A 19837-nucleotide genomic window follows, 5' to 3' on the forward strand; every position below is an offset into this window, starting at 1 on the left:
TCACCGCTTCATCACAGATGTCTCGGCGTACTGGATCGCCCGGTCAAGCCGGGCGATGACAGCCGAGCCTATGCGACGACCTTCGCCTGCTTCACCGGTGCCACGTCCGTCGTTGCAATCAGGCGTTTCAGCTCCGGAATGCAGGAGCCGCAATTGGTGCCGGCCTTGAGCTTGGCGCCGATCTCGGCAGCCGAGCGCGTGCCGGCCGCGATGGTGTCGCAGATGGTGCCGCGGCCGACACCGAAGCAGGCGCAGACGATCGGCCCGGTCGAGGCGGCGCCCTCGCCGGACTTGCCTGACAGCAACATGCGGCGCTGATCGTCGCTGACGTGGTCGGCCACGAACAGGCTCTTCACCACCTCCCAATCGCCGGCGTCATGCGCGGGACCGACGAACAAGCAAGTTTCGATCTGATCACCCGCGAACGAGGCCGCACGATAGACCCCGCCGCCGAAATCGCGATAGTCGGCGACGTCCTCGCCGGCGACGCTCTCGACCCAGGCCGGCCAGCGCGAAAGGTCGGCGTTGTCGGCGAAGAGATAGCCGAAGCCGCCGGTGACCGTGACGCGGGTCCACAACAGGTTCGGCGGCAGATCGAGCTGCTTCCGCGACAGCGCAAAGCCACGGAAGACGAATTCGTAAGGCGCGATCGCGGCCGGCGTCGCCTTGGATTCCGGCTGCCCCGAGAACGGATCGGTGAAGGACTGAACCAGTGCTCCGACGCGGCCATGCGAGGCATTCATCGCGCTCCAATGGATCGGCGCGAACAATGTCCCACGCTGAGTGCCGTCACTGACGACGACCTTCAGGATGCACTGACCGTAATCGGTGGTAACGCGGGCATAGCCGTCGTGAACGATGCCGTATTTGCCGGCATCATCAGGATGGATCTCGACGAAGGGTTCCGGCAGATGCGCGCCCAGCCGCTGGCTGAGACCCGTGCGCGTCATGGTGTGCCACTGGTCGCGGATGCGTCCGGTATTGAGCCTGAGCGGGCGCGAGGCGCCGGTCTCGCCGCGCAGCGACGGCACCTCCGGCGCGACGAAGCGGCCCTTGCCGTCATTGGTGAAGAAGCCGCCCTTTGCAAAGAAGCGCTCGCTGGACGCCTCGCCTTCGCGCACCGGCCACTGCACCGGCTTCAAGGCGTCGAAGGCCTCGTTCGACAGCCCGGTGAGCGCGCCGATGTCGAAATCGCGGCTACCGTCGTTCTCGAACGCCGAGAGCGCGGCATGCTCGCGGAAAATCTCCGCGGCGGATTTGTAGTTGAAGCTGTCGCCGAAGCCGAGACGCTTTGCCGTCTCGCTCAGGATCCACCAGTCCGGCCGCGCCTCTCCCGGAGCCGGCAGGAATGAGCGCTGGCGCGAGATGCGGCGCTCGGAATTGGTCACGGTGCCCGACTTCTCGCCCCAGGCGAGCGCCGGCAGCAGCACATGCGGACCGGCATCGACCGTGTCGTTGGAGAGCACGTTCTCGGAGACCACGAACAGCTCGAGCTTCTTCAACGCCTCACGCACGAAGTCCGCATCGGGCAGCGACACCGCGGGATTGGTGCCCATCACCCAGAGCGCCTTGACCTCGCCGCGATGGATGGCCTCGAACAGCTGCACCGCCTTCAAGCCCTCATGGGTGGCGATGCGCGGCGCCTTCCAGAACCGCCTGACACGATCGATGTCGGGCGGCGTGAAGCCCATATGCGCGGCGAGCATATTGGCGAGACCGCCGACCTCGCGGCCGCCCATCGCGTTGGGCTGGCCGGTGAGCGAGAACGGGGAGGCGCCGGGCTTGCCGATGCGTCCCGTGGCGAGGTGACAGTTCAGGATCGCGTTGACCTTGTCGGTGCCCTGTGCCGACTGGTTGACGCCCTGCGAATACAGCGTGACGACGCGGTCCGTGTCGCGGAACATCTTGAAGAAGGTGGCGACGTCCTGCTCGGAGAGGCCCGTCGCGAGCGCCGTCGCAGTGACGCTGCCGGCGATGCTGCGCGCACGCGCCAGCGCATCGTCGAAACCGCTCGTGTTCTGCGCGATGTAGTCCTGGTCCAGCGCACCATTGTCGGCGAGATGGACGAACAGACCGGAGAACAGCGCGGTATCGGTGCCGGGCTTGAGGCCGAGGAACAGATCGACATCGCTCGCAGTGTCGGTGCGGCGCGGGTCGATCACGATCATGCGCGCGCCACGCTCCCCACGGTTCTTCAGCATGCGCTGGAACAGCACCGGATGGCACCAGGCCGCGTTCGAGCCGACGAAGACCAGCAGATCGGCCTGGTCGAGATCCTCGTAGCAGCCGGGGACTGTGTCGGCGCCAAAGGCGCGGCGATGGCCGGCGACCGAGGACGACATGCAGAGCCGTGAATTGGTGTCGACATTCGCCGTGCCGACAAAGCCCTTCATCAGCTTGTTGGCGACGTAGTAATCCTCGGTGAGGAGCTGACCGGAGAGATAGAACGCGACCGCGTCGGCGCCGTCGCGCGCCACGATGTGCTGCATGCGATGGGCGATATGATCGAGCGCATCGCTCCAGGCGACGCGTTCGAGCGCGCCCTTACAGCGGATCATTGGATAGAGCAGACGGCTTTCGAGGCCAACGGTCTCGCCGAGCGCTGAGCCTTTCGAGCACAGCCGGCCGAAATTGGCGGGATGGTCAGGATCGCCCGCGATCGCCGCACCGCCCTTGCCATCCGGCGTCGCCAGCACGCCGCAGCCGACGCCGCAATAGGGACAGGTCGTCTTGGTGGCACGAAGCGCGGGATCGATCGCCGTCATATCAAGCTGCCTTGTCACGCCGGCTCTATCAAGCCGCCTCGGAAGAACGCGCAAGCGCGCGGCCGAACATCATGTCGGTGCGGATCGCCGCAACCTTGTCGCGATTGCGGATCAGCTCGAGATACCAGAGCGCATCGACGGTATCGCCGATCAGCACCGCGCCGGTGAGCCGGCCGTCGGCGATCACGAGCTTCTTGTAGGTGCCGCGCCTGCGGTCGGTCAGCACCAGGCTCTCGCTGCCCTCCCCGCCCATGAAGTCGCCGGCGGAGAACACGCTGACGCCAGAGACCTTCAAATTGGTCGAGACCACGCTGCCCTGATAGGCGGCGGGCCGGCCGGCCAGATGCCGTGCCAGCACCCGCGCCTGCTCATAGGCGGGCTCGACCAGGCCATAGCAGGTGCCGCGATGCTCGGCACATTCGCCGAGCGCGAAGATGTCGGGCGATGCCGTCTGCATCACATCGTTGACGACGATGCCGCGGTTGACGGCGATGCCGGCGTCCTTGGCAAGCGCCACGTTCGGCTTGATCCCGGCGGCGAAGATCACCGCATCGGCCTCGATGCGGCTACCATCGGCAAGCTCGACGGCCTCGACATGACCATCGCCATGGATGCGGGCGGTCGAGGCATTGAGCAGGATGCGGATGCCCTTGCGCTCGACCAGCGTCTTGAGCAGGTCGGCGGCCGGCCCATCGAGCTGACGCTCCATCAGCCGGTCCATCAAATGCAGCAGCGTCACCGGCGCACCGGCCTTGGCAAGGCCGTAGGCTGCCTCGAGCCCGAGCAGGCCGCCGCCGACGACGACAACGCGCTTCTTCGCAGCGGCCAGCGTCAGCAAAAGGTCGACGTCGCGCGTATCGCGAAACGTGTGCACACCGGCGAGATCGGCACCCGGCAAATTCAGCCGCAGCGGCGTCGATCCGGTGGCGAGCACGAGCTTGGAATATTCCATGCTCTCCTCGCCTTCGATCTTGAGCTCGCGGCGGCCGGTGTCGATCTCGGTGACGCGATAGCCGTAGCGCACCGTGACGCCGCGATGGCGCCACCAATCGGCCGGCCGGAGCTCGATCTCGTGCGAGCCGGTCTCGCCGGCCAGCACGGATGAAAGCAGCACGCGATTGTAAGCGAGCCGCGGCTCTTCGCCGATCACGGCGACCGCGTAGCGGCCGAGTGCGGACTTGGCGAGCTCGTCGACCAGACGCGCGGCTGCCATACCGTTACCGACGATGACCAGCGGTTCACTCACGAGGCATCTCCTATTCAGCGGCCTGCGCTTGCGCGCCATAGGCCTCGGACATCATGTAGCCGGACAGCACGCCGTAAGCGTCGGTCCAGGCCTTTGCCAATTCCGGCGTCCAGGCGTCGCCAAGGCCCTTCTCAAGGGTCCACAGCAGAGTCGCGCCGACCACGGGGTAGTGCTCGGCGGTGGCGCCGTAGGCGACGTGGCGCTTGGCGAGCGCGGAGGCCGCGGGAAGAATCGTCTCCAGGTTCGACAGGCCGCTGACGACGGCGGCGAGCATGCCCATCAGCTTCTTGCGCTGGTCGGTCATGTCTTCAGGGAACATCGCACGCACGGACGGCGCCACTTCGAACAGACGATCGTAGAACAACACGGAGGCAGCTTGCGAAATCGGCGCGACCTTGGCGAAGCTCTGCTGAATGAGGGTGATCTGTTCTGGCGTCATGATGTTCTCCTGCCTGTTGGGTTTGCCTTGGTGCGCGCCATTGCGAACCAGGTTCATGGTCAAACTGTCGGGCAATGCTTCTCCCCGCGTACGGGGAGAAGCGAGATTCGTACCAAGTGTCAGACTCGCGCCTCCGCGAGGCTTGACGCGCCCTCACCCTGCGGGCCGCGACGCAGGTAGAACCACCACGTCAAGCCGAGGCAGCTGGCGTAGAAGCCGAGATAGATCGCGAGCGCGAGCTGGGGGCCGCCGGTCAGGGCGATCGACTTGCCGAAACCAGTCGGGATCAGGTAGCCGCCAACGGCGCCGATCGCGCCGATGAAGCCGACCGCCGCACCACTCTCGATGCTCGCCGTCTTCAGCGCGAGCGCGCGCGCCGCATCGCCCTTGCCGCGCACCTTGAACAGGTTCTCTTCGCGGAAGATCGAGGGGATCATGCGATAGGTCGACCCGTTGCCGATGCCCGTCGTCACGAACAGGATCAGGAACATCGACAGGAAGCCGATGAAATCCTTCTGCCCGACGAAGTAGAGCACGCCGACCGTTGCGCCCGCCATCACGATGAAGTTCCAGAAGGTGATGACGGAGCCACCGATCTTGTCGGCAAGCCAGCCGCCGAGCGGCCGCGACAGCGAGCCGACCAGCGGCCCCAGGAACGCGATCGCAATCGTGATTTGCGGGAACTGGGTCTTGATCAGCAGCGGAAACGCAGCCGAATAGCCGATGAACGAGCCGAACGTGCCGATATAGAGATACGCCATGATCCAGGTGTGCTTGCGCTTGACGATCGCAAGCTGGTTCTTCACCGACGACTTCGCCGTGGTCAGGTTGTTCATGAAGAACACGGCACCGAACACCGCGATCGCGATCGGCAGCACCCACATCAGGCCGGCGTTCTGCAGGAAGATGCCGTCGACCGGCGTCGCCTGGAACAGGTTGAAGACGGCGAGCGTCATCAGGATCGGGGTCAGGAGCTGCACGCTGGAGACGCCGATATTGCCGCCGGCCGCGTTCAGGCCGAGCGCCCAGCCCTTCATCCGGTCGGGGAAGAAGAAGGAGATGTTGGTCATGCTGGAGGCGAAGTTGCCGCCGCCGAGACCCGCGGTCGAGGCGATCAGCAGCATCAGCCAGAACGGCGTATCGGGCTGGCTCACGAAATAGGCAAGCGACAAGGTCGGAATGAACAGGATCGCCGCGCTGAAGATGGTCCAGTTGCGACCGCCGAACGTGGTCACCGCGAAAGTGTAGGGAAAGCGCATCAGGGCGCCGATCAGCCCCGGCACCGCGATCAGCTGGAACAGCTGGTCGGTCGAGTAGTGAAAGCCCGCCTGCGGCAGCTTGGTGGTGACGATGCTCCAGATCAGCCAGACCGAGAAGCCGATATGCTCGGCCACGATCGACCAGATCAGGTTGCGTCGCGCGATAGTCTTGCCAGTCGCATTCCAGAACGCCTCATCTTCGGGGCGCCAGTCTGAAATCCAAGTAGGATTCTTCGTCATTGAGTATCCCTTCCAGGCTCACCGCTGCGTCGTTGCAGGCTCTGCCTCACATGGAGGCGCGCTCCGAGGCTTCACCCCGGTGGCGAGTTCACGATGCTGATTGATGATGTTGAGGGACGTCGTCGTTGGCGTCGCGCAAAGACATTTCAATTTCCGTGCCAGTTGCGCGCACGCTGGAAATACAGGGATTTCAGGACGTTATTCGTATTGCCAGAAATTTCTGGAGAGCTTTTTCGCACGCAAAATTTGCGATTCGCTCAATCCTTGTGCGACGCACAAGGATTGAGCGGGATGTCGATTATTTGTGCGCAGGCATCCGCTTGCGTTAACTCTTCGTTACGCGGCTTCGACGAAGCGATGACGCTCATAGAGGAATTCGAGCACGCGCTGGCGGCACTTCAGATATGTGGTGTTGGTGGCGAGCTCGAGCCGCTTGCGCGGGCGCACCAGCGGTACCTCCAGCACCTCGCCGATGCGCGCGCTCGGCCCATTGGTCATCATCACGATGCGGTCGGACAGCAGCACGGCCTCGTCGACGTCGTGAGTGATCATCAAAATGGTGTTGCCGAGCTTCTGATGCAGCGCCATCACCGAGTCCTGCAAGTGAGCACGGGTCAGTGCGTCGAGCGCGCCGAACGGCTCATCCAGCAGCAGCACCTTCGGTTCCATCGCCAGCGCGCGCGCAATGCCGACGCGCTGTTTCATGCCGCCGGAGATTTCGGAAGGACGCTTGTCCTTGGCATGGGCCATCTGCACCAGATTGAGATTGTGCATGGCCCAGGCGTCGCGCTCGGCACGGGACTTGGTCCTGGCAAAGACCTTGTCGACACCGAGCCTGACGTTCTCGTACACGGTGAGCCACGGCAACAGGCTGTGGTTCTGGAACACCACGGCGCGGTCGGGCCCCGGCGAGTTGACCTCGCGATTCTCCAGCAGCACGCCGCCGGTGGTGGCGTTGGTCAGCCCCGCGATGATGTTGAGCAGGGTCGACTTGCCGCAGCCGGAATGGCCGATGATCGAGACGTATTCGCCCTTCTCGATCGTGAGATTGATCTCCTTCAGCACCTCCGTGGTGGCGGCACCGCGGGTAAAGACCTTGTCGATGTGGTCGAGCTTCAGATAGGCGGTCATGTACCCTCTCCTCCTTAGTTCAGCGCGGTGCCGCGGGTGACGACCTTGCCGAGGCCCGCGATCACGCGGTCCAGCACGAAGCCGACGATGCCGACATAGAACAGCGCCAGAATGATCTCGCTGATATGCGAGGAGTTCCAGGCGTCCCAGATGAAGAAGCCGATGCCAACACCGCCGATCAGCATTTCCGCCGCGACGATCGCGAGCCAGGACAGGCCGATGCCGATGCGCAGGCCGGTGAAGATGTAGGGCGCGGCCGCCGGGATCATGATCTTGGCGAAGAATTCCAGCGGATTGAGCTGCACCACCGCGGCGACGTTGCGATAGTCCTGCGGGATGTTGCGGATGCCGACCGCAGTGTTGATGATGATCGGCCAGATCGAGGTGATGAAGATGACGAAGATCGCCGAGGGCTGACCGTCGCGGAAGGCCGCGAGCGACAGCGGCAGCCAGGCCAGCGGCGGAATCGTGCGCAGGACCTGGAATAGCGGATCGAGCCCGCGCATGGCCCAGACCGACTGTCCGACCAGGACGCCGAGCGCGATGCCGGCGATCGCCGAGAGCGAATAGCCCAGGGCAACGCGCTGCAGACTGGCGGACAGATGCCAGAACAGGCCCTTGTCGATGCCGCCATGGTCGAAGAACGGATCGAGGATCAGCTCCTTGGTGTCCTTGAATACTTTCGACGGCGGCGGCAGCGCCGAGCCGGCGCGGCGGCAGACCAGTTCCCAGACCAGCGTCAAAAGCGCGATCACGACCAGCGGTGGGATCACGCGCACGGCAGTTTCCCGCGCCATCCGTGCATAGGCTTCCGTGCGCGGCGGGCGCTTCGGCGTCAGCGCGACGACCGGCGCGGCAACGGCCGCAGGCGACGCGATCTCAAGCTCAATCTTGGTGGCAGGCATGTTCATCGAAAATCCCTCTCCGGCTTCAAAGGACGAAGCGGCCGCCTGACGGCGGCCGCAGGCTCCATCAGACTTCGACGCGCTTGATCGCGAGCGACTTCAGATAGGCTGCCGGATTTTCGGGATCGAACACCTTGCCGTCGAAGAAGGTCTCCTTGCCACGCGAGGTGGAGGTTGGAATTTCCGCGGCGGCGACGCCCAGAGTCTTGGCCGCATCGCGCCACATGTCCTCGCGATTGACCTTGGCGATCAGCGCCTTGGTGTCGAAGCCAGGCTCGTACTTGCCCCAGCGGATGTCCTCGGTGAGGAACCAGAGGTCGTGGCTCTGGAACGGGTAAGAAGCGAAGTCGCGCCAGTACTTCATGATGTGCGGCGAGTTTTCGACCACCTTGCCGGGGATGCCGTAGTCGAACTTGCCGGCGCTGCGATCGAGCACGTCCTCGACCGGGCAGTTCATCCACTGCCGTTTGCCCATGATGGCGGCGAGCTCGGCCTTGTTCTCGGCCTTGTCGGCCCATTGCTGGGCTTCCATCACGGCCATCAGCAGCGCCTTGGCGGCCTTCGGATATTTGTCGACGAAGGCGGCGCGCATGCCGAAGGACTTTTCCGGATGCTTGTTCCAGAGCTCGCCGGTGTTGACCGCGGTGTAGCCGATCTTCTGATTGATCAGCTGCAGATTCCAGGGCTCGCCGACGCAGAAGCAGTCCATGGTGCCGACCTTCATGTTGGCCACCATCTGCGGCGGCGGCACCACGATGGTCTCGATGTCCTTGTCGGGATCGATGCCACCGGCGGCGAGCCAATAGCGGATCCAGAGATCATGCGTGCCGCCGGGGAAGGTCATCGCGGCCTTCACGGCCTTGCCGGAGGCTTTCTTCTTCTCCAGCGCCGCCTTGAACGGCGATGCGTCGACACCGAGCTTGAGGTCGGCATATTCGTTGGCGACCGAAATGCACTGACTGTCGAGGTTGAGCCGCGCCAGGATGTACATCGGCGTCGGCTGGTTGTTCTGCGTCACCTTGCCGGCCGAGATCAGATAAGGCATCGGGGTCAGGATGTGCGCGCCGTCGATGCCGTTGCCTTCGGAGCCGAGCACGAGATTGTCGCGCGTGGTGCCCCAGGAGGCCTGCTTCTGCACGTCGGTGTCGGGCATGCCGTATTTGGCGAACAGTCCCTTGTCCTTGGCGACGAAGAGTGGGCCGGCATCGCTCAGCGCGATGAAGCCGAGCTTGGCACCCTTGACCTCGGGGCCTGAATCCTGCGCGAAAGCGCCGGCGGGGAAATTCAGTTTTGCGGCGGCGAGAAGTGCGGCGGTCGAGCCGGTGGCCTTCAACAATTGACGGCGGCTGAGGCCAGTCTCCGAGGGCCGGCGGGTGCGCTTGGTCATAGGCTGTATCGTCCTTTGCGTCGTTGCAGAATTGATGGCGTCAGTGCACACGAGCAGCCCGTCCGTCCGGCGGCGCCGTCTTTGGCGCATGCGAACGCACGGCGGGGAGACCCCCGCCTGATGGCGTCGGCAAGTCGGATGAGAAGTCTCGCGGGACGGCTTCAATGGCGTCGGCATGGAACTATTCAAGCTTCATGCCAAGCCCGACACAGCGAAAACTTATTATATATCAGTACATTAAAGAGACTGCGCGCGACTGTCGCAGGTCCAACCCGCATGCGAAAGTTGCGGCCTGCTTAATTCTTGTGCGGCGCACAAACCTTGTGCAACCGATCAAGCAACAGGCCGCCAAGTGCTGTGATGCCGGATCGGGCCCAGATCCATGTTATTGATGTGACTATATTTTTCTTGCCGGACGGCGCGGCACGCAACTTGCTTCTCTATGAACGTCAACGAAGACTGCGGCTCGCCGCATTGTGCAGCCTCTGGCGGCTGCATCCGGAAGCTCAACTGCCTCGCGGCCGTTCCTGGCTTTAGTCCTCGTGACGCGATTCCCAAGGCTTCCAGACATTCCATAGCCCTCGTGCGCGGCAGGCCAGCCGGCACGGCCCATGACGTTGCAGCCGCGCTCCCGGGCGCGCCGATCTCTCTTACGAAGCAAAAGGAACCATTGATGTCGTATCTCGCGCCTTCGGAATTCGTCACCAAGATGGTGGATGCGGGCGAGTCCAAGATCTTCATGTCCACCCGGGATACCATCATCCGCGCCTACATGGCCGGCGCCATCCTCACGCTCGCCGCATGGTTCGCCGTCACGATCAACGTCAACACGGGTCAGCCGCTGGTCGGCGCGCTCTTGTTTCCGGTCGGCTTCGTCATGCTGTACCTCCTCGGCTTCGACCTCCTGACCGGCGTGTTCGTGCTCTCGCCGCTTGCCCTGATCGACAAGCGTCCCGGCGTCACGATCGGCGGCGTGCTGCGCAACTGGGGCCTCGTGTTCATCGGTAATTTCGCCGGCGCGTTCACGGTCGCCTTCATGATGGCCTTCGTCACCACCTTTGGCTTCACGCAGCCGCCGGACAAGGTCGGCACCGCCATCGGAATCATCGGCGAAAGCCGGACGCTCGGCTACGCCGCGCACGGTGCGGCCGGCATGGCGACGCTGTTCATGCGCGGCATGCTCTGCAACTGGATGGTCTCGACCGGCGTCGTCGGCGCCATGATCTCGACCTCGGTCCCCGGCAAGGTCATCGCGATGTGGATGCCGATCCTGGTGTTCTTCTACATGGTGTTCGAGCATTCCGTCGTGAACATGTTCCTGTTCCCGTCCGGCCTGCTGCTCGGCGCAAAGTTCTCGATCCTGGACTATCTGATCTGGAACGAGATCCCGACTGTGCTCGGCAACCTCGTCGGCGGCCTCGCCTTCACCGGCATGACCCTTTACGCCACGCACGTCATGACCCTGCCGAAGCGGCAGGCCGACAAGGCCGCGAAGCCCCGCGTTGCGGCCTGATCAAACACGTCTCGACAGGGGAGCCTCGCCCAGCCAGGGTGAGGCTCCCCTCTCCTGGTGATGACGATGACCCGCGGACTCCTGATCTCGGTCGGCCAGCACTCCGACAAGGGCCGCAAGCCGGTCAACCAGGATTTCCACGGCGTCCTGATTCCGGAGGAGCCGCTGCTCGGCCTGAAGGGCATCGCGGCGGTCCTCGCCGACGGCATCTCCTCTAGCACGGTGAGCCAGATCGCCAGCGAGTCGGCGGTCAAGAGCTTCCTGATGGACTATTACTGCACGTCGGAATCCTGGACGGTGAAGACGTCCGCCCGCCGCGTGCTGGATGCGACCAATTCCTGGCTGCACGCGCAGACGCGCAAGAGCCAATACGCCTATGACCGCGACAAGGGCTATGTCTGCACGCTGAGCGCCATGGTCATCAAGGCGACCACAGCGCACATCTTCCATGTCGGCGACTGCCGCATCTACCGCGTCGCGGGCAAGGCGCTCGAGCAGCTCACCGACGATCACCGGATCATCGTATCGTCGGAGCAGACCTATCTCGGCCGCGCGCTCGGCATCAATCCGCAGCTCGAGATCGACTACCTGGCGTTCGAGGTCGAGGCCGGCGACACGTTCCTGCTGGCGACCGACGGCGCCTACGAATTCGTCGACGCGCGCTTCATCACAAGCGCGCTGAACGAGCACGCAGGCGAGCTCGATGGAGCGGCCAAGGCGATCGTCGAGGAGGCCTACCGGCGCGGCAGCGACGACAACATCACCGTCCAGATTATCCGCATCGACGCGGTGCCGCAGCGCGAGCCGGCCGGCATCTTCAATCAGACCTCACAATTGCCGCTGCCCCCGCTGCCAGAGCCGCGCGCGATGTTCGACGGCTACCGCATCGTCCGCGAGATCCACGGCAGCAGCCGCAGCCACATCTATCTCGCCGTCGATGTCGAGACCGAGGAGCCGGTCGCGCTCAAGCTGCCGTCGGTCGATTTGCGCGACAATGCCGCCTATCTCAAGCGCTTCCTGATGGAGGAGTGGATCGCGCGCCGGATCGACAGCCCGCACGTGCTGAAGCCGCTGTCACAGTCGCGGCGCCGCAATTATCTCTATGTCGCGACCGAATTCGTCGAGGGGCAGACCCTGAAACAGTGGATGACCGACAATCCGCGCCCCGATCTCGAGACGGTGCGTGGCATCATTGAGCAGATAGCCGCGGGCCTGCGCGCCTTCCACCGCATGGAGATGCTGCATCAGGATCTCAGGCCCGACAACATCCTGATCGACAAGACCGGCACCGCGAAGATCATCGACTTCGGATCGGTCAGGGTCGCGGGCGTCGCGGAGGCTGCGCCACGGGACGAGGCCGACGAGATCCTGGGCACGGTCCAGTACACGGCGCCGGAGTATTTTCTCGGGCAAGGCGGCTCGCCGCGCTCCGACATGTTTTCGCTGGCGGTGATCTGCTACCAGATGCTGACGGGAAAGCTTCCCTACGGCGCCCAAATTGCCAGGATCCGGCGCAAGGCGGACGTGCGGAGGCTCAAATATCGCTCCGCGGACGACGACCGCAATGTGCCGGCCTGGATCGACGGCGCGCTCCGCCGCGCGCTGCATCCCGATCCCTACAAGCGGCACGAGGACCTGTCCGAATTCGTCTTCGAGCTTCGCGCGCCCAATCCGGCCTATCTCGACACGCGGATCACGCCGCTATTGGAGCGCAGCCCGCTGATGTTCTGGAAGCTGACCTCGGCCGCTCTCGCCTGCGCCGTCGTCGTGCTGCTGGCGCTGCTGCACGCCCGCTAGGGCCGAAGCGTCGACTCTTGACGGTCATGCGGGAACTTTATCGAGGTCTCCCTAAATCAATCTTTTGTCGGACGCGTCCATCGGCGCCGACTATCCGCCAGCGTGATAGCGCCTGCAGCCACTAGGACAATGATGATGACCGTGGCAAGCGCCTCCACCGACGCCAGGGTGTCGTACCAGCTGTTCCAAAGCTCAAGCATGCGCTGGCCTCTATCGAGCGCCGCCCATCAGCGATAGAATACACTTTCTCAAAAGGACGCGCCTTCGCGCGCAAGTACAATGCTGCGTTTCGTCGCGTGCCTTTTGATCGCGCGGCAACGTGACCCATGCCGGAGGCCGGAACGTCGAGCGAACCTAGTTGAGGTCGCCCCGTGGTGAGGTCGCCGGCCCCTATGTCGAAGATGTTGACCAACTGTGAAGTGGTTTACATCCTTGGGTCTTGGCTCGGGCTAAAGTGACGAAAGCTTCTTACTTTGAAGGAGGCATCCAATGCTCGCGGCAATCAAATGGAACTCCCGATATAACGCTCGCGAATGGGTGATGAAGGCCGGGGCGCTCGTCGTCCAACTCCGCGCACCGAATGCAAACCGACAGAGCGGTGAAAGTAAGTCAAGGCGGCCACTCTGGAAACAGTTCGACGACACCCATCATTGGGACTCAACCGCGGAGGAATGGGTCCCAAACCCTGATCGGTGATCGTGCAACGCATCGTGCGCGCACCGGCCGAATTCCGAGACTTCAAGATCCCCGTCGCTGACGGGCCCATCTAGCGGTGAGGCCGCGTCTTGAGTTTTGTTTGCCTGACATCCGTATCACGGACAGACGCGGTCGGCCCTACGGGGCTTGATCGTAGGCCTGCAGGATCCTGACAAAATCAGCCATGCTGGATCGATCCTGGTTTTCAGCGATAGCCGCAATCTGAGTATTGGACGCGGGTCGGCTTCCCTGCCAGAACCGCATCAGGAGATCGGCGATGTTTCTCATGGCGTACTCTCTGCACCAACCATGGCAATCAGCAGCAATTGAGCGGCAAAGCGCCGGTTAGTTCGGGAGAAGGGCCGGCGGGCGCTACGCCGCCGGCCTTGTCCCGCAACTGCCGGCTCGCAGACCGGTTCCGTTGCTTTTCACTCTGGATGCATCGGTACCACCAAGCACCCGGCCGGCGCCATCGCGCGCAGGTATGAAGTGACCATACCTAGGTAGACTTGGGTGGTGACTCGGTTCAGTCGACCAAGTGTCGGTTCAATCGCTGGTAGGTTGACGATTTCCGTGGATGGCCCAAGTCCGAACGCTGAGGTCCGTTATTGTGCCGCTATCGGAAACACAGCGGACGTCGTACGCGCCCGGAGTGCCGCAGCATCCCGGCGGGCCATCAGGCCCGCTCCACAGCCTTCACACCAAGCGGCGTCGGCGCCATGCCGCCACCGGGCTTGAGGTGGAATTCATAGCTCATCAAATGCCACTGACCGTCCGCCTTGGAGCCGTCAGGCATCGCGGGATCGTTGCGCGGCTCGACCTTGGCGACGAGATCATCCTTGACCCCGAACACCACGTCGGAATCCAGATATTTGTCGCCGTCCATGAAGACGTGCGTGATCAGCGGCTCGTATCCCTTCGCGTTGACCAGGAAGTGCACGTGCGCCGGGCGCATCGGATGACGCTTGGTCTGCATGATCATCTCGCCGACCGGGCCATCGGTCGGGATCGGATAGCTGCACGGCAAGATGGTACGGAAGAAGAAGCGGCCGTCGTCATCGGTGATGAAGCGCGCCCGCGCCGAAGCGCCGACCTCGTCATAGTTCGGCTTCTGGGAATCGTAGAAGCCGTCGTCATCGGCATGCCAGACGTCGACGGGGACATTGGCCAGCGGCTTGCCCTTGAGATCGGTAACGCGACTCTGCACGAACATCCGCTCGCCGGTTTGATTGTTCGGCGAGATGTCGGTGCCGTGCGCGGTCACCTTGTGCTCGCCGACATAGAACGGGCCGAGCACGGTTGTCTGGGTGGCGCCCTCGCGGTCGCGATGGTTGACCGCGTCGACCAGCATGGAGACACCGAGCACGTCGGACAGCAGGATGAACTCCTGGCGGGTCTCGGTGCATTTCTGCCCGGTGCGGGTCAGGAAATCGATGGCGTACTCCCATTCCTCGAAGGTGAGACCCGTCTTGCTCACGTAATCGTGCAGCGACTTCACCAATTCCTGGAGCAGGAATTTCGCGCGCGGATCGGGCGTGCTGTCGAAGCTTTTGACGACGGCCTGGGTGAGATCAGTCTCGTTGAACTGGGTCATGATGGTTTGCCCTGCGTTTTCTCATTGGCCCCGGGGGGGCCTGGAGGCGTTCCAGGGGCCAGCCTACACCAGCCGGCCCGCTCGCGTTAAGCGCGAGCGGCTTGGAATGGGGCCGTCATTTGGCTATCAACGGACCGACAAAACTGCCCGGAGGAACTGATGCTCGCCCCCACCCCCGCCTCGCCCGAATCCGTCGGCATGTCCAAGGCCGCGCTCGACCGCATCGATGCGCATCTGAAGAACCGGTACATCGATGCCGGCCGCTTCCCCGGCACGCATCTTCTGGTCTACCGCCGCGGCAAGGTCGCCCACAGCTCGGTTCAAGGCTTTGCCGACGTCGAGCGCAAGCTGGCGGTCAAGGACGACACCATCTACCGCATCTATTCCATGACCAAGCCGCTCACCAGCGTCGCCTTCATGATGCTGGTCGAGGAAGGCCTGGTCGCGATCGACGAACCCGTCGCCAAATTCATTCCGGAATGGAAGGATCTCGGCGTGTTCGTCGCCGGCACTTCGCCGGCCTTCCTGACCCGTCCGCCGTCCCGGCCGATGCTGATCGTCGACCTCCTGCGCCACACCTCCGGCCTCACTTACGGCTTCCAGCAACGCTCCAATGTCGATGCCGCCTACCGCGCCGAGAAAATCGGCGAGGTCGAGAAGTCAGGCACGCTCCAGACCATGATCGAGAGCCTCGCAAAAATCCCGCTGGAGTTCTCGCCGGGCGAGGCCTGGAACTATTCGGTCTCGACCGACGTGCTCGGCTATCTCATCGGCAAGATCTCGGGAATCCCCTTCGAGCAATTCCTGAAGCAACGCATTCTCGACCCGCTCGGCATGACCGACACCGATTTCCACGTGCCTGCTTCCAAGGCCCACCGGTTCGCCGCCTGCTACTCGGCCGACCCCGGCGGCGGCATGACCTTCCATGCCGGCCAGCGGCGCGAGGGCCTGACGCTCCAGGACGATCCAGCAACGAGCTCATTCCTGTCTCCGCCCTCCTTCATCTCCGGCGGCGGCGGCCTCTGTTCGACGGTCGCCGACTATCTCACCTTCTGCCGCGCGCTTCTTAACGGCGGCGAACTCGGCGGCGTCAGGCTGATCGGGCCGAAGACGCTGGCGCTGATGACCAGCAACCACATTCCGGGCGGCGGCGCCCTGCCCGAAGTGTCGCGCTCGTTGTTCTCCGAGGCCACCTATAACGGCATCGGCTTCGGCCTCGGCTTCGCGGTGACCATGCGCCCGTCCGAAACGCTGATCGCCGGCAGCCCCGGCGAATACAATTGGGGCGGCGCGGCCACGACCTCGTTCTGGATCGATCCGGCCGAAGAGCTGGTCGCGATCTTCATGACGCAGGTGCTGCCGTCGAGCGCCTACCCGATCCGGCGCGAGCTGCGCAGCATGGTCTACGCCGCGATCACCAAGAGCAATCTGTAACCAATCCGACCGATCCCGCGGCCCACCGCCGCGGGATCGCGCCATCAGACGCTCATTTAAGCATCTCCGGCACGATCAGACGCGGCAGGAACAGCGACACGCTGGGCCAGACGATGACTGCCGCGAGCACGAGCAGCATCGGAATCAGCATGATGACCGTGTCCTTCAGCGCATAGCGCAGCCGCACGCCCGCGATCGAGCAGGCGATCATCAGACACAGGCCGTAGGGCGGCGTCACCAGTCCGAAGGCCAGCGACACGATGGAGATGATCGCGAACTGGACCGGATGGAGATCGACCGACTTGGCGAGCGGCTCCAGCACCGTGCCGACGATGATGATGGCAGGGATGGCGTCGAGAAAGCAGCCGACCACCAGAAAGCAGAAGGAGATGAAGAAGCCGGCCGCAACAGCGCCCATGCCCCATGTCGAGACATTGGCCAGCAGTTCCTGAGGGATCTTGTAGTAGGCGAGCAGCCAGCCGAACGCACTTGCGGTGCCGACGCAGAACAGTGCCACGCCGGCGAGGCGCCCGGTATCGAGCAACGCCTTGTACAATTCGCGTAGACCCGTCTCGCGATAGAAGAATGCTGAGAGCACCACAGAATAGAGCACCGCAACACAGGCGGACTCGGTCGCGGTGAACCAGCCGAGCAGGATGCCGCCAACGATGATGAACGGCGTCATCATGGCCGGTATCGACCGCCAGATGGCGCATCGCATCTCGACCCAGCTTGCCTTCGGATAGGTCGGGTAGCCGCGGCGCACGGCATAGACATGCACCGTCGCCATCTGCGCACCCGCGATCAGCAGGCCCGGCACGATGCCAGCCAGATACATCGCCGCAATCGAGGTCGAGATCAGCCCGCCCCAGACGATCATCAGGATCGACGGCGGGATGATTACCGCCAGAACCGCCGACACCGCCGTGATGGCAATGGAGAACGAGAGATCGTAGCCCTCCTTGGTCTGCGCATCGATGAAGATCTTGGACTGGCTCGCCGCATCGGCGGTCGAGGAGCCGGAGATACCGGCAAAGAACACCGACAGCACGACGTTGATTTGCGCCAGCGACCCCGGCCAGTGACCGACCATCGAGCGCGACAGCGCCACCAGGCGGTCGGTGATGCCGCCGATGCTCATCAGGTTCGCCGTCAGCAGGAAGAACGGCACCGCCAGCAGGATGAATGAATTGTACGCATTGAAGGTCTCCTGCGCGAGCGTCATCAGCGACAGATGCGGCTCGATCAGCAGGATCGGCACGCAGGCAAGGCCGAGCGCGAAGGCGACCGGCACGCGCACGATGAGCAGGCCGATGAAAACCCCGAACAGCACCATCGCGGCCTGTCCGGCAGAGAGTACATTGCCGCTCATCGCCCTGCCCCAACCAGAATGCGCATTTCATCGACGATCTGTTCACCCGCGAAGACGATCCACGTGACTCCGGCAACGGGCCAGGCGACGTGAATCAGCCAAAGCGGCAGATCGGCCAGTTCCGAAGTCCTGTTCCAGGCGAAGCGAGTGAACTCGAGGCCGGCCGATACGAACACCAGCGCCAGCGCCAGTATGCCGAGCCGCGCGAGGATTCGCACTGCAGCCTCCGACCGCCGCGACAAATCGGGCCACACATCGACCTCGAAATGCTGCGCTTCGCGCACGCCGACCATGGCACCGATCATGATCGTCCAGACGAACAGGAAGCGGGCCATCTCCTCCGTCCAGATGTAGGACGGAATGAAGGGCGTGTAGCGTGAGATGATTTGCAGCGTGACCGGAACAACCAGGACGCCGACGCAGGCGGCCAGCAGGAATTCCAGCAGCTTCGCATAGGCCGCCGAGACGCGACGCCACAGCGACGGTGTGGACGGGACGGGCATTTCAGACATTGGGGCTCCGTGCAGCAGCTCATCCGCCAGCTCCGGGCAAGAAGCGGGGCTTGCCCGGAGATGCTGTCGGCGGACGCAAAGACCTCAGACGACGTTGATCTTCTCGAAAATGCCCTCCGCACCGATTTCCTTGGCGTAGGTGGCCATCACGGGGTCGGCGAGCTTCTTCATGGCGTCCCGCTCCTCGAAGGGAACGCGCTTGAGCTTGCCGGCCTTCTCGAGCGTGTCGAGCTTGACGACCTCTTCGCTCGACTCGAGCTGACGGCCGTAGTCGCCGGCCTCCTTGCCGGCCTTCATGATCGCGTCCTGCAACTCCTTCGGCAGGGTCTTCAGCGTCTTCACCGAGAAGCAGATCGGCCGGATCGACACGGCGTGCTGGGTCAGGTTGAGATGCGGAGCGACTTCGTAGAACTTCATCGCCTCGACGCCGGCCGCCTCGTTTTCGCCGGCCGATATCACGCCGTTCTGGATCGCGTTGTAGATCTCGTTATAGGCGATCACCGTCGGGCTCATGCCGACCGCCGCAAAGGTCTTCGACCAGATCGGCGCGCCCTGCACGCGAACCTTGAGTCCCTTGAGATCGGCGAGATTCTTGAGCGGCTTGTTGGCGAAGATGTTGCGGATGCCGCCGCCGGCATAACCGATCAGGACGACCTCGGCCTTCGCCGCGACCTCGTCAGCGATCGGCGCCAGGATGTTGGCCTCGACGACCTTGTTCATGTGCTCGATGCCCTTGAACACGAAGGGCGCATCGATGAAGGGGGCCGCCTTGGCGAAGGTCGACATGTGAGCCGGCGAGACGATGCCGTAATCGACCGCCTTGCCCTGCGACATGTACTCGAAATACTGCTTCTCGAGGCCGAGCGAGGAGTTCCTGTGCAGCGTGAAGTTGACGGGCTTGCCGTAATACTTCTTCACCAGCTCCTCGAACCGGAGCAGTGCCCGGTTGAAGGCGTGGTCGTCGTTGAACTGGACCGCGCCGTTCAGCGAGATCGGCGCTTGCGCCCTGAGGATCGACGGCATCCCAATCGTAGCCGCCGCAGTGGTCGCACCGATACCAGCGAGAAATGACCTTCGCTTCATCGTCTCCCCTCCCTTTGATGCTCCGGCCCTGTAGCCGGGCCGTGAGCGCAGCCGGTATGCGGCTGGCGAAGGGGAAGCGTATGAAAAACGTCGGCCGGACGGAAGTCATTTCGCGCGCGCTGGAGGTACTCTTCGTCGCAGGGCTAAGCCCCCACCACCTGTTGCACTGCAACTCGCGCCCCTGCCGGCGCGGGCGGGCTGTATGGGCACAGTCGCACTCCCGGAGGAGGCCGGCCACGAGCGGACCTAATGTGCGGCACGCACGGACCCGCTCGCCCGCTGCTGCAGGCCTAGTGTGTATGCCCGATCAGATAGATGCCGCCGCCGATCACCAGCACGGCCGGCACAGCCCACAAGATCAATACCGGCGTTTGCCGCTCTCAGCTTCGGTCCGCGATTTGTAGATCGTGCCCGACGGGCTGACGACGGTCATCGACGTGTCCGTCGGCTTCTTGTCGACGAGT

At 63.6% G+C, this 19837-nt stretch carries 15 protein-coding genes; 3 read left to right on the plus strand and 12 right to left on the minus strand.

Going from position 1 to position 19837, the window contains the following annotated elements; translation table 11 throughout:
* Positions 1 to 68: 68 nt before the first annotated feature.
* The 7 genes from GGD66_RS18300 to GGD66_RS18330 form a co-directional block, all read right to left on the minus strand.
* Complete coding sequence (locus tag GGD66_RS18300) at positions 69 to 2765, minus strand: nitrate reductase (protein WP_183258679.1); 2697 nt, start codon at positions 2763 to 2765, stop codon at positions 69 to 71.
* Positions 2766 to 2793: 28 nt separating this feature from the next.
* The gene (locus GGD66_RS18305) at positions 2794 to 4011 is read right to left on the minus strand and encodes an NAD(P)/FAD-dependent oxidoreductase (protein ID WP_179739532.1); all 1218 of its coding nucleotides are present in this window, start codon (positions 4009 to 4011) and stop codon (positions 2794 to 2796) included.
* Positions 4012 to 4021: 10 nt separating this feature from the next.
* Complete coding sequence (locus GGD66_RS18310) at positions 4022 to 4450, minus strand: globin family protein (RefSeq protein ID WP_183258563.1); 429 nt, start codon at positions 4448 to 4450, stop codon at positions 4022 to 4024.
* A 119-nt stretch (positions 4451 to 4569) separates the two neighbouring features.
* Complete coding sequence (locus GGD66_RS18315) at positions 4570 to 5949, minus strand: MFS transporter (RefSeq protein WP_018322790.1); 1380 nt, start codon at positions 5947 to 5949, stop codon at positions 4570 to 4572.
* A gap of 336 nt (positions 5950 to 6285) precedes the next feature.
* Positions 6286 to 7080, minus strand: coding sequence for an ABC transporter ATP-binding protein (locus tag GGD66_RS18320; protein WP_183258564.1), 795 nt, complete (start codon positions 7078 to 7080; stop codon positions 6286 to 6288).
* A gap of 14 nt (positions 7081 to 7094) precedes the next feature.
* Positions 7095 to 7991 carry a nitrate ABC transporter permease gene (gene ntrB, locus GGD66_RS18325; protein ID WP_179739540.1) on the minus strand — a complete coding sequence of 299 codons (897 nt, stop codon included), beginning with the start codon at positions 7989 to 7991 and terminating at the stop codon, positions 7095 to 7097.
* A 61-nt stretch (positions 7992 to 8052) separates the two neighbouring features.
* Positions 8053 to 9372 (minus strand): CmpA/NrtA family ABC transporter substrate-binding protein, encoded by a 1320-nt coding sequence (locus GGD66_RS18330; protein WP_183258565.1) that lies wholly within the window; start codon positions 9370 to 9372, stop codon positions 8053 to 8055.
* A gap of 673 nt (positions 9373 to 10045) precedes the next feature.
* Here GGD66_RS18330 and GGD66_RS18335 point away from each other — a divergent pair.
* Positions 10046 to 10885, plus strand: coding sequence for a formate/nitrite transporter family protein (locus GGD66_RS18335; protein ID WP_026202814.1), 840 nt, complete (start codon positions 10046 to 10048; stop codon positions 10883 to 10885).
* Positions 10886 to 10945: 60 nt separating this feature from the next.
* Entirely contained in the window at positions 10946 to 12682 is a 1737-nt protein-coding gene (locus GGD66_RS18340; RefSeq protein ID WP_183258680.1) for a bifunctional protein-serine/threonine kinase/phosphatase, read from the plus strand.
* A gap of 834 nt (positions 12683 to 13516) precedes the next feature.
* Here the strand turns inward: GGD66_RS18340 and GGD66_RS18345 are convergent.
* Together GGD66_RS18345 and GGD66_RS18350 are read right to left on the minus strand one after the other, a co-directional pair.
* The gene (locus GGD66_RS18345) at positions 13517 to 13666 is read right to left on the minus strand and encodes a hypothetical protein (protein ID WP_177237258.1); all 150 of its coding nucleotides are present in this window, start codon (positions 13664 to 13666) and stop codon (positions 13517 to 13519) included.
* 388 nt (positions 13667 to 14054) lie between these two features.
* Positions 14055 to 14972 carry an intradiol ring-cleavage dioxygenase gene (locus GGD66_RS18350; RefSeq protein WP_183258566.1) on the minus strand — a complete coding sequence of 306 codons (918 nt, stop codon included), beginning with the start codon at positions 14970 to 14972 and terminating at the stop codon, positions 14055 to 14057.
* Between the two features lie 159 nt (positions 14973 to 15131).
* Here GGD66_RS18350 and GGD66_RS18355 point away from each other — a divergent pair, with 159 nt between their 5' ends.
* Positions 15132 to 16406: a serine hydrolase gene (locus GGD66_RS18355; RefSeq protein WP_183258567.1), complete on the plus strand. Its 1275-nt coding sequence runs from the start codon at positions 15132 to 15134 to the stop codon at positions 16404 to 16406.
* Between the two features lie 52 nt (positions 16407 to 16458).
* Here GGD66_RS18355 and GGD66_RS18360 read toward each other — a convergent pair whose 3' ends face one another.
* From GGD66_RS18360 to GGD66_RS18370, 3 genes are all read right to left on the minus strand, one after another.
* A complete protein-coding gene (locus GGD66_RS18360) occupies positions 16459 to 17778 on the minus strand; it encodes a TRAP transporter large permease (protein WP_092259688.1) in 1320 nt (439 codons plus the stop codon).
* Positions 17775 to 18290: a TRAP transporter small permease gene (locus GGD66_RS18365; RefSeq protein WP_183258568.1), complete on the minus strand. Its 516-nt coding sequence runs from the start codon at positions 18288 to 18290 to the stop codon at positions 17775 to 17777. The genes GGD66_RS18360 and GGD66_RS18365 overlap by 4 nt, the downstream gene beginning before the upstream one ends.
* An 84-nt stretch (positions 18291 to 18374) precedes the next feature.
* Complete coding sequence (locus GGD66_RS18370; RefSeq protein ID WP_092259690.1) at positions 18375 to 19373, minus strand: TRAP transporter substrate-binding protein; 999 nt, start codon at positions 19371 to 19373, stop codon at positions 18375 to 18377.
* Positions 19374 to 19837: the final 464 nt, after the last annotated feature.

This window comes from Bradyrhizobium sp. CIR48, assembly GCF_014198315.1.
GTDB lineage: Bacteria > Pseudomonadota > Alphaproteobacteria > Rhizobiales > Xanthobacteraceae > Bradyrhizobium.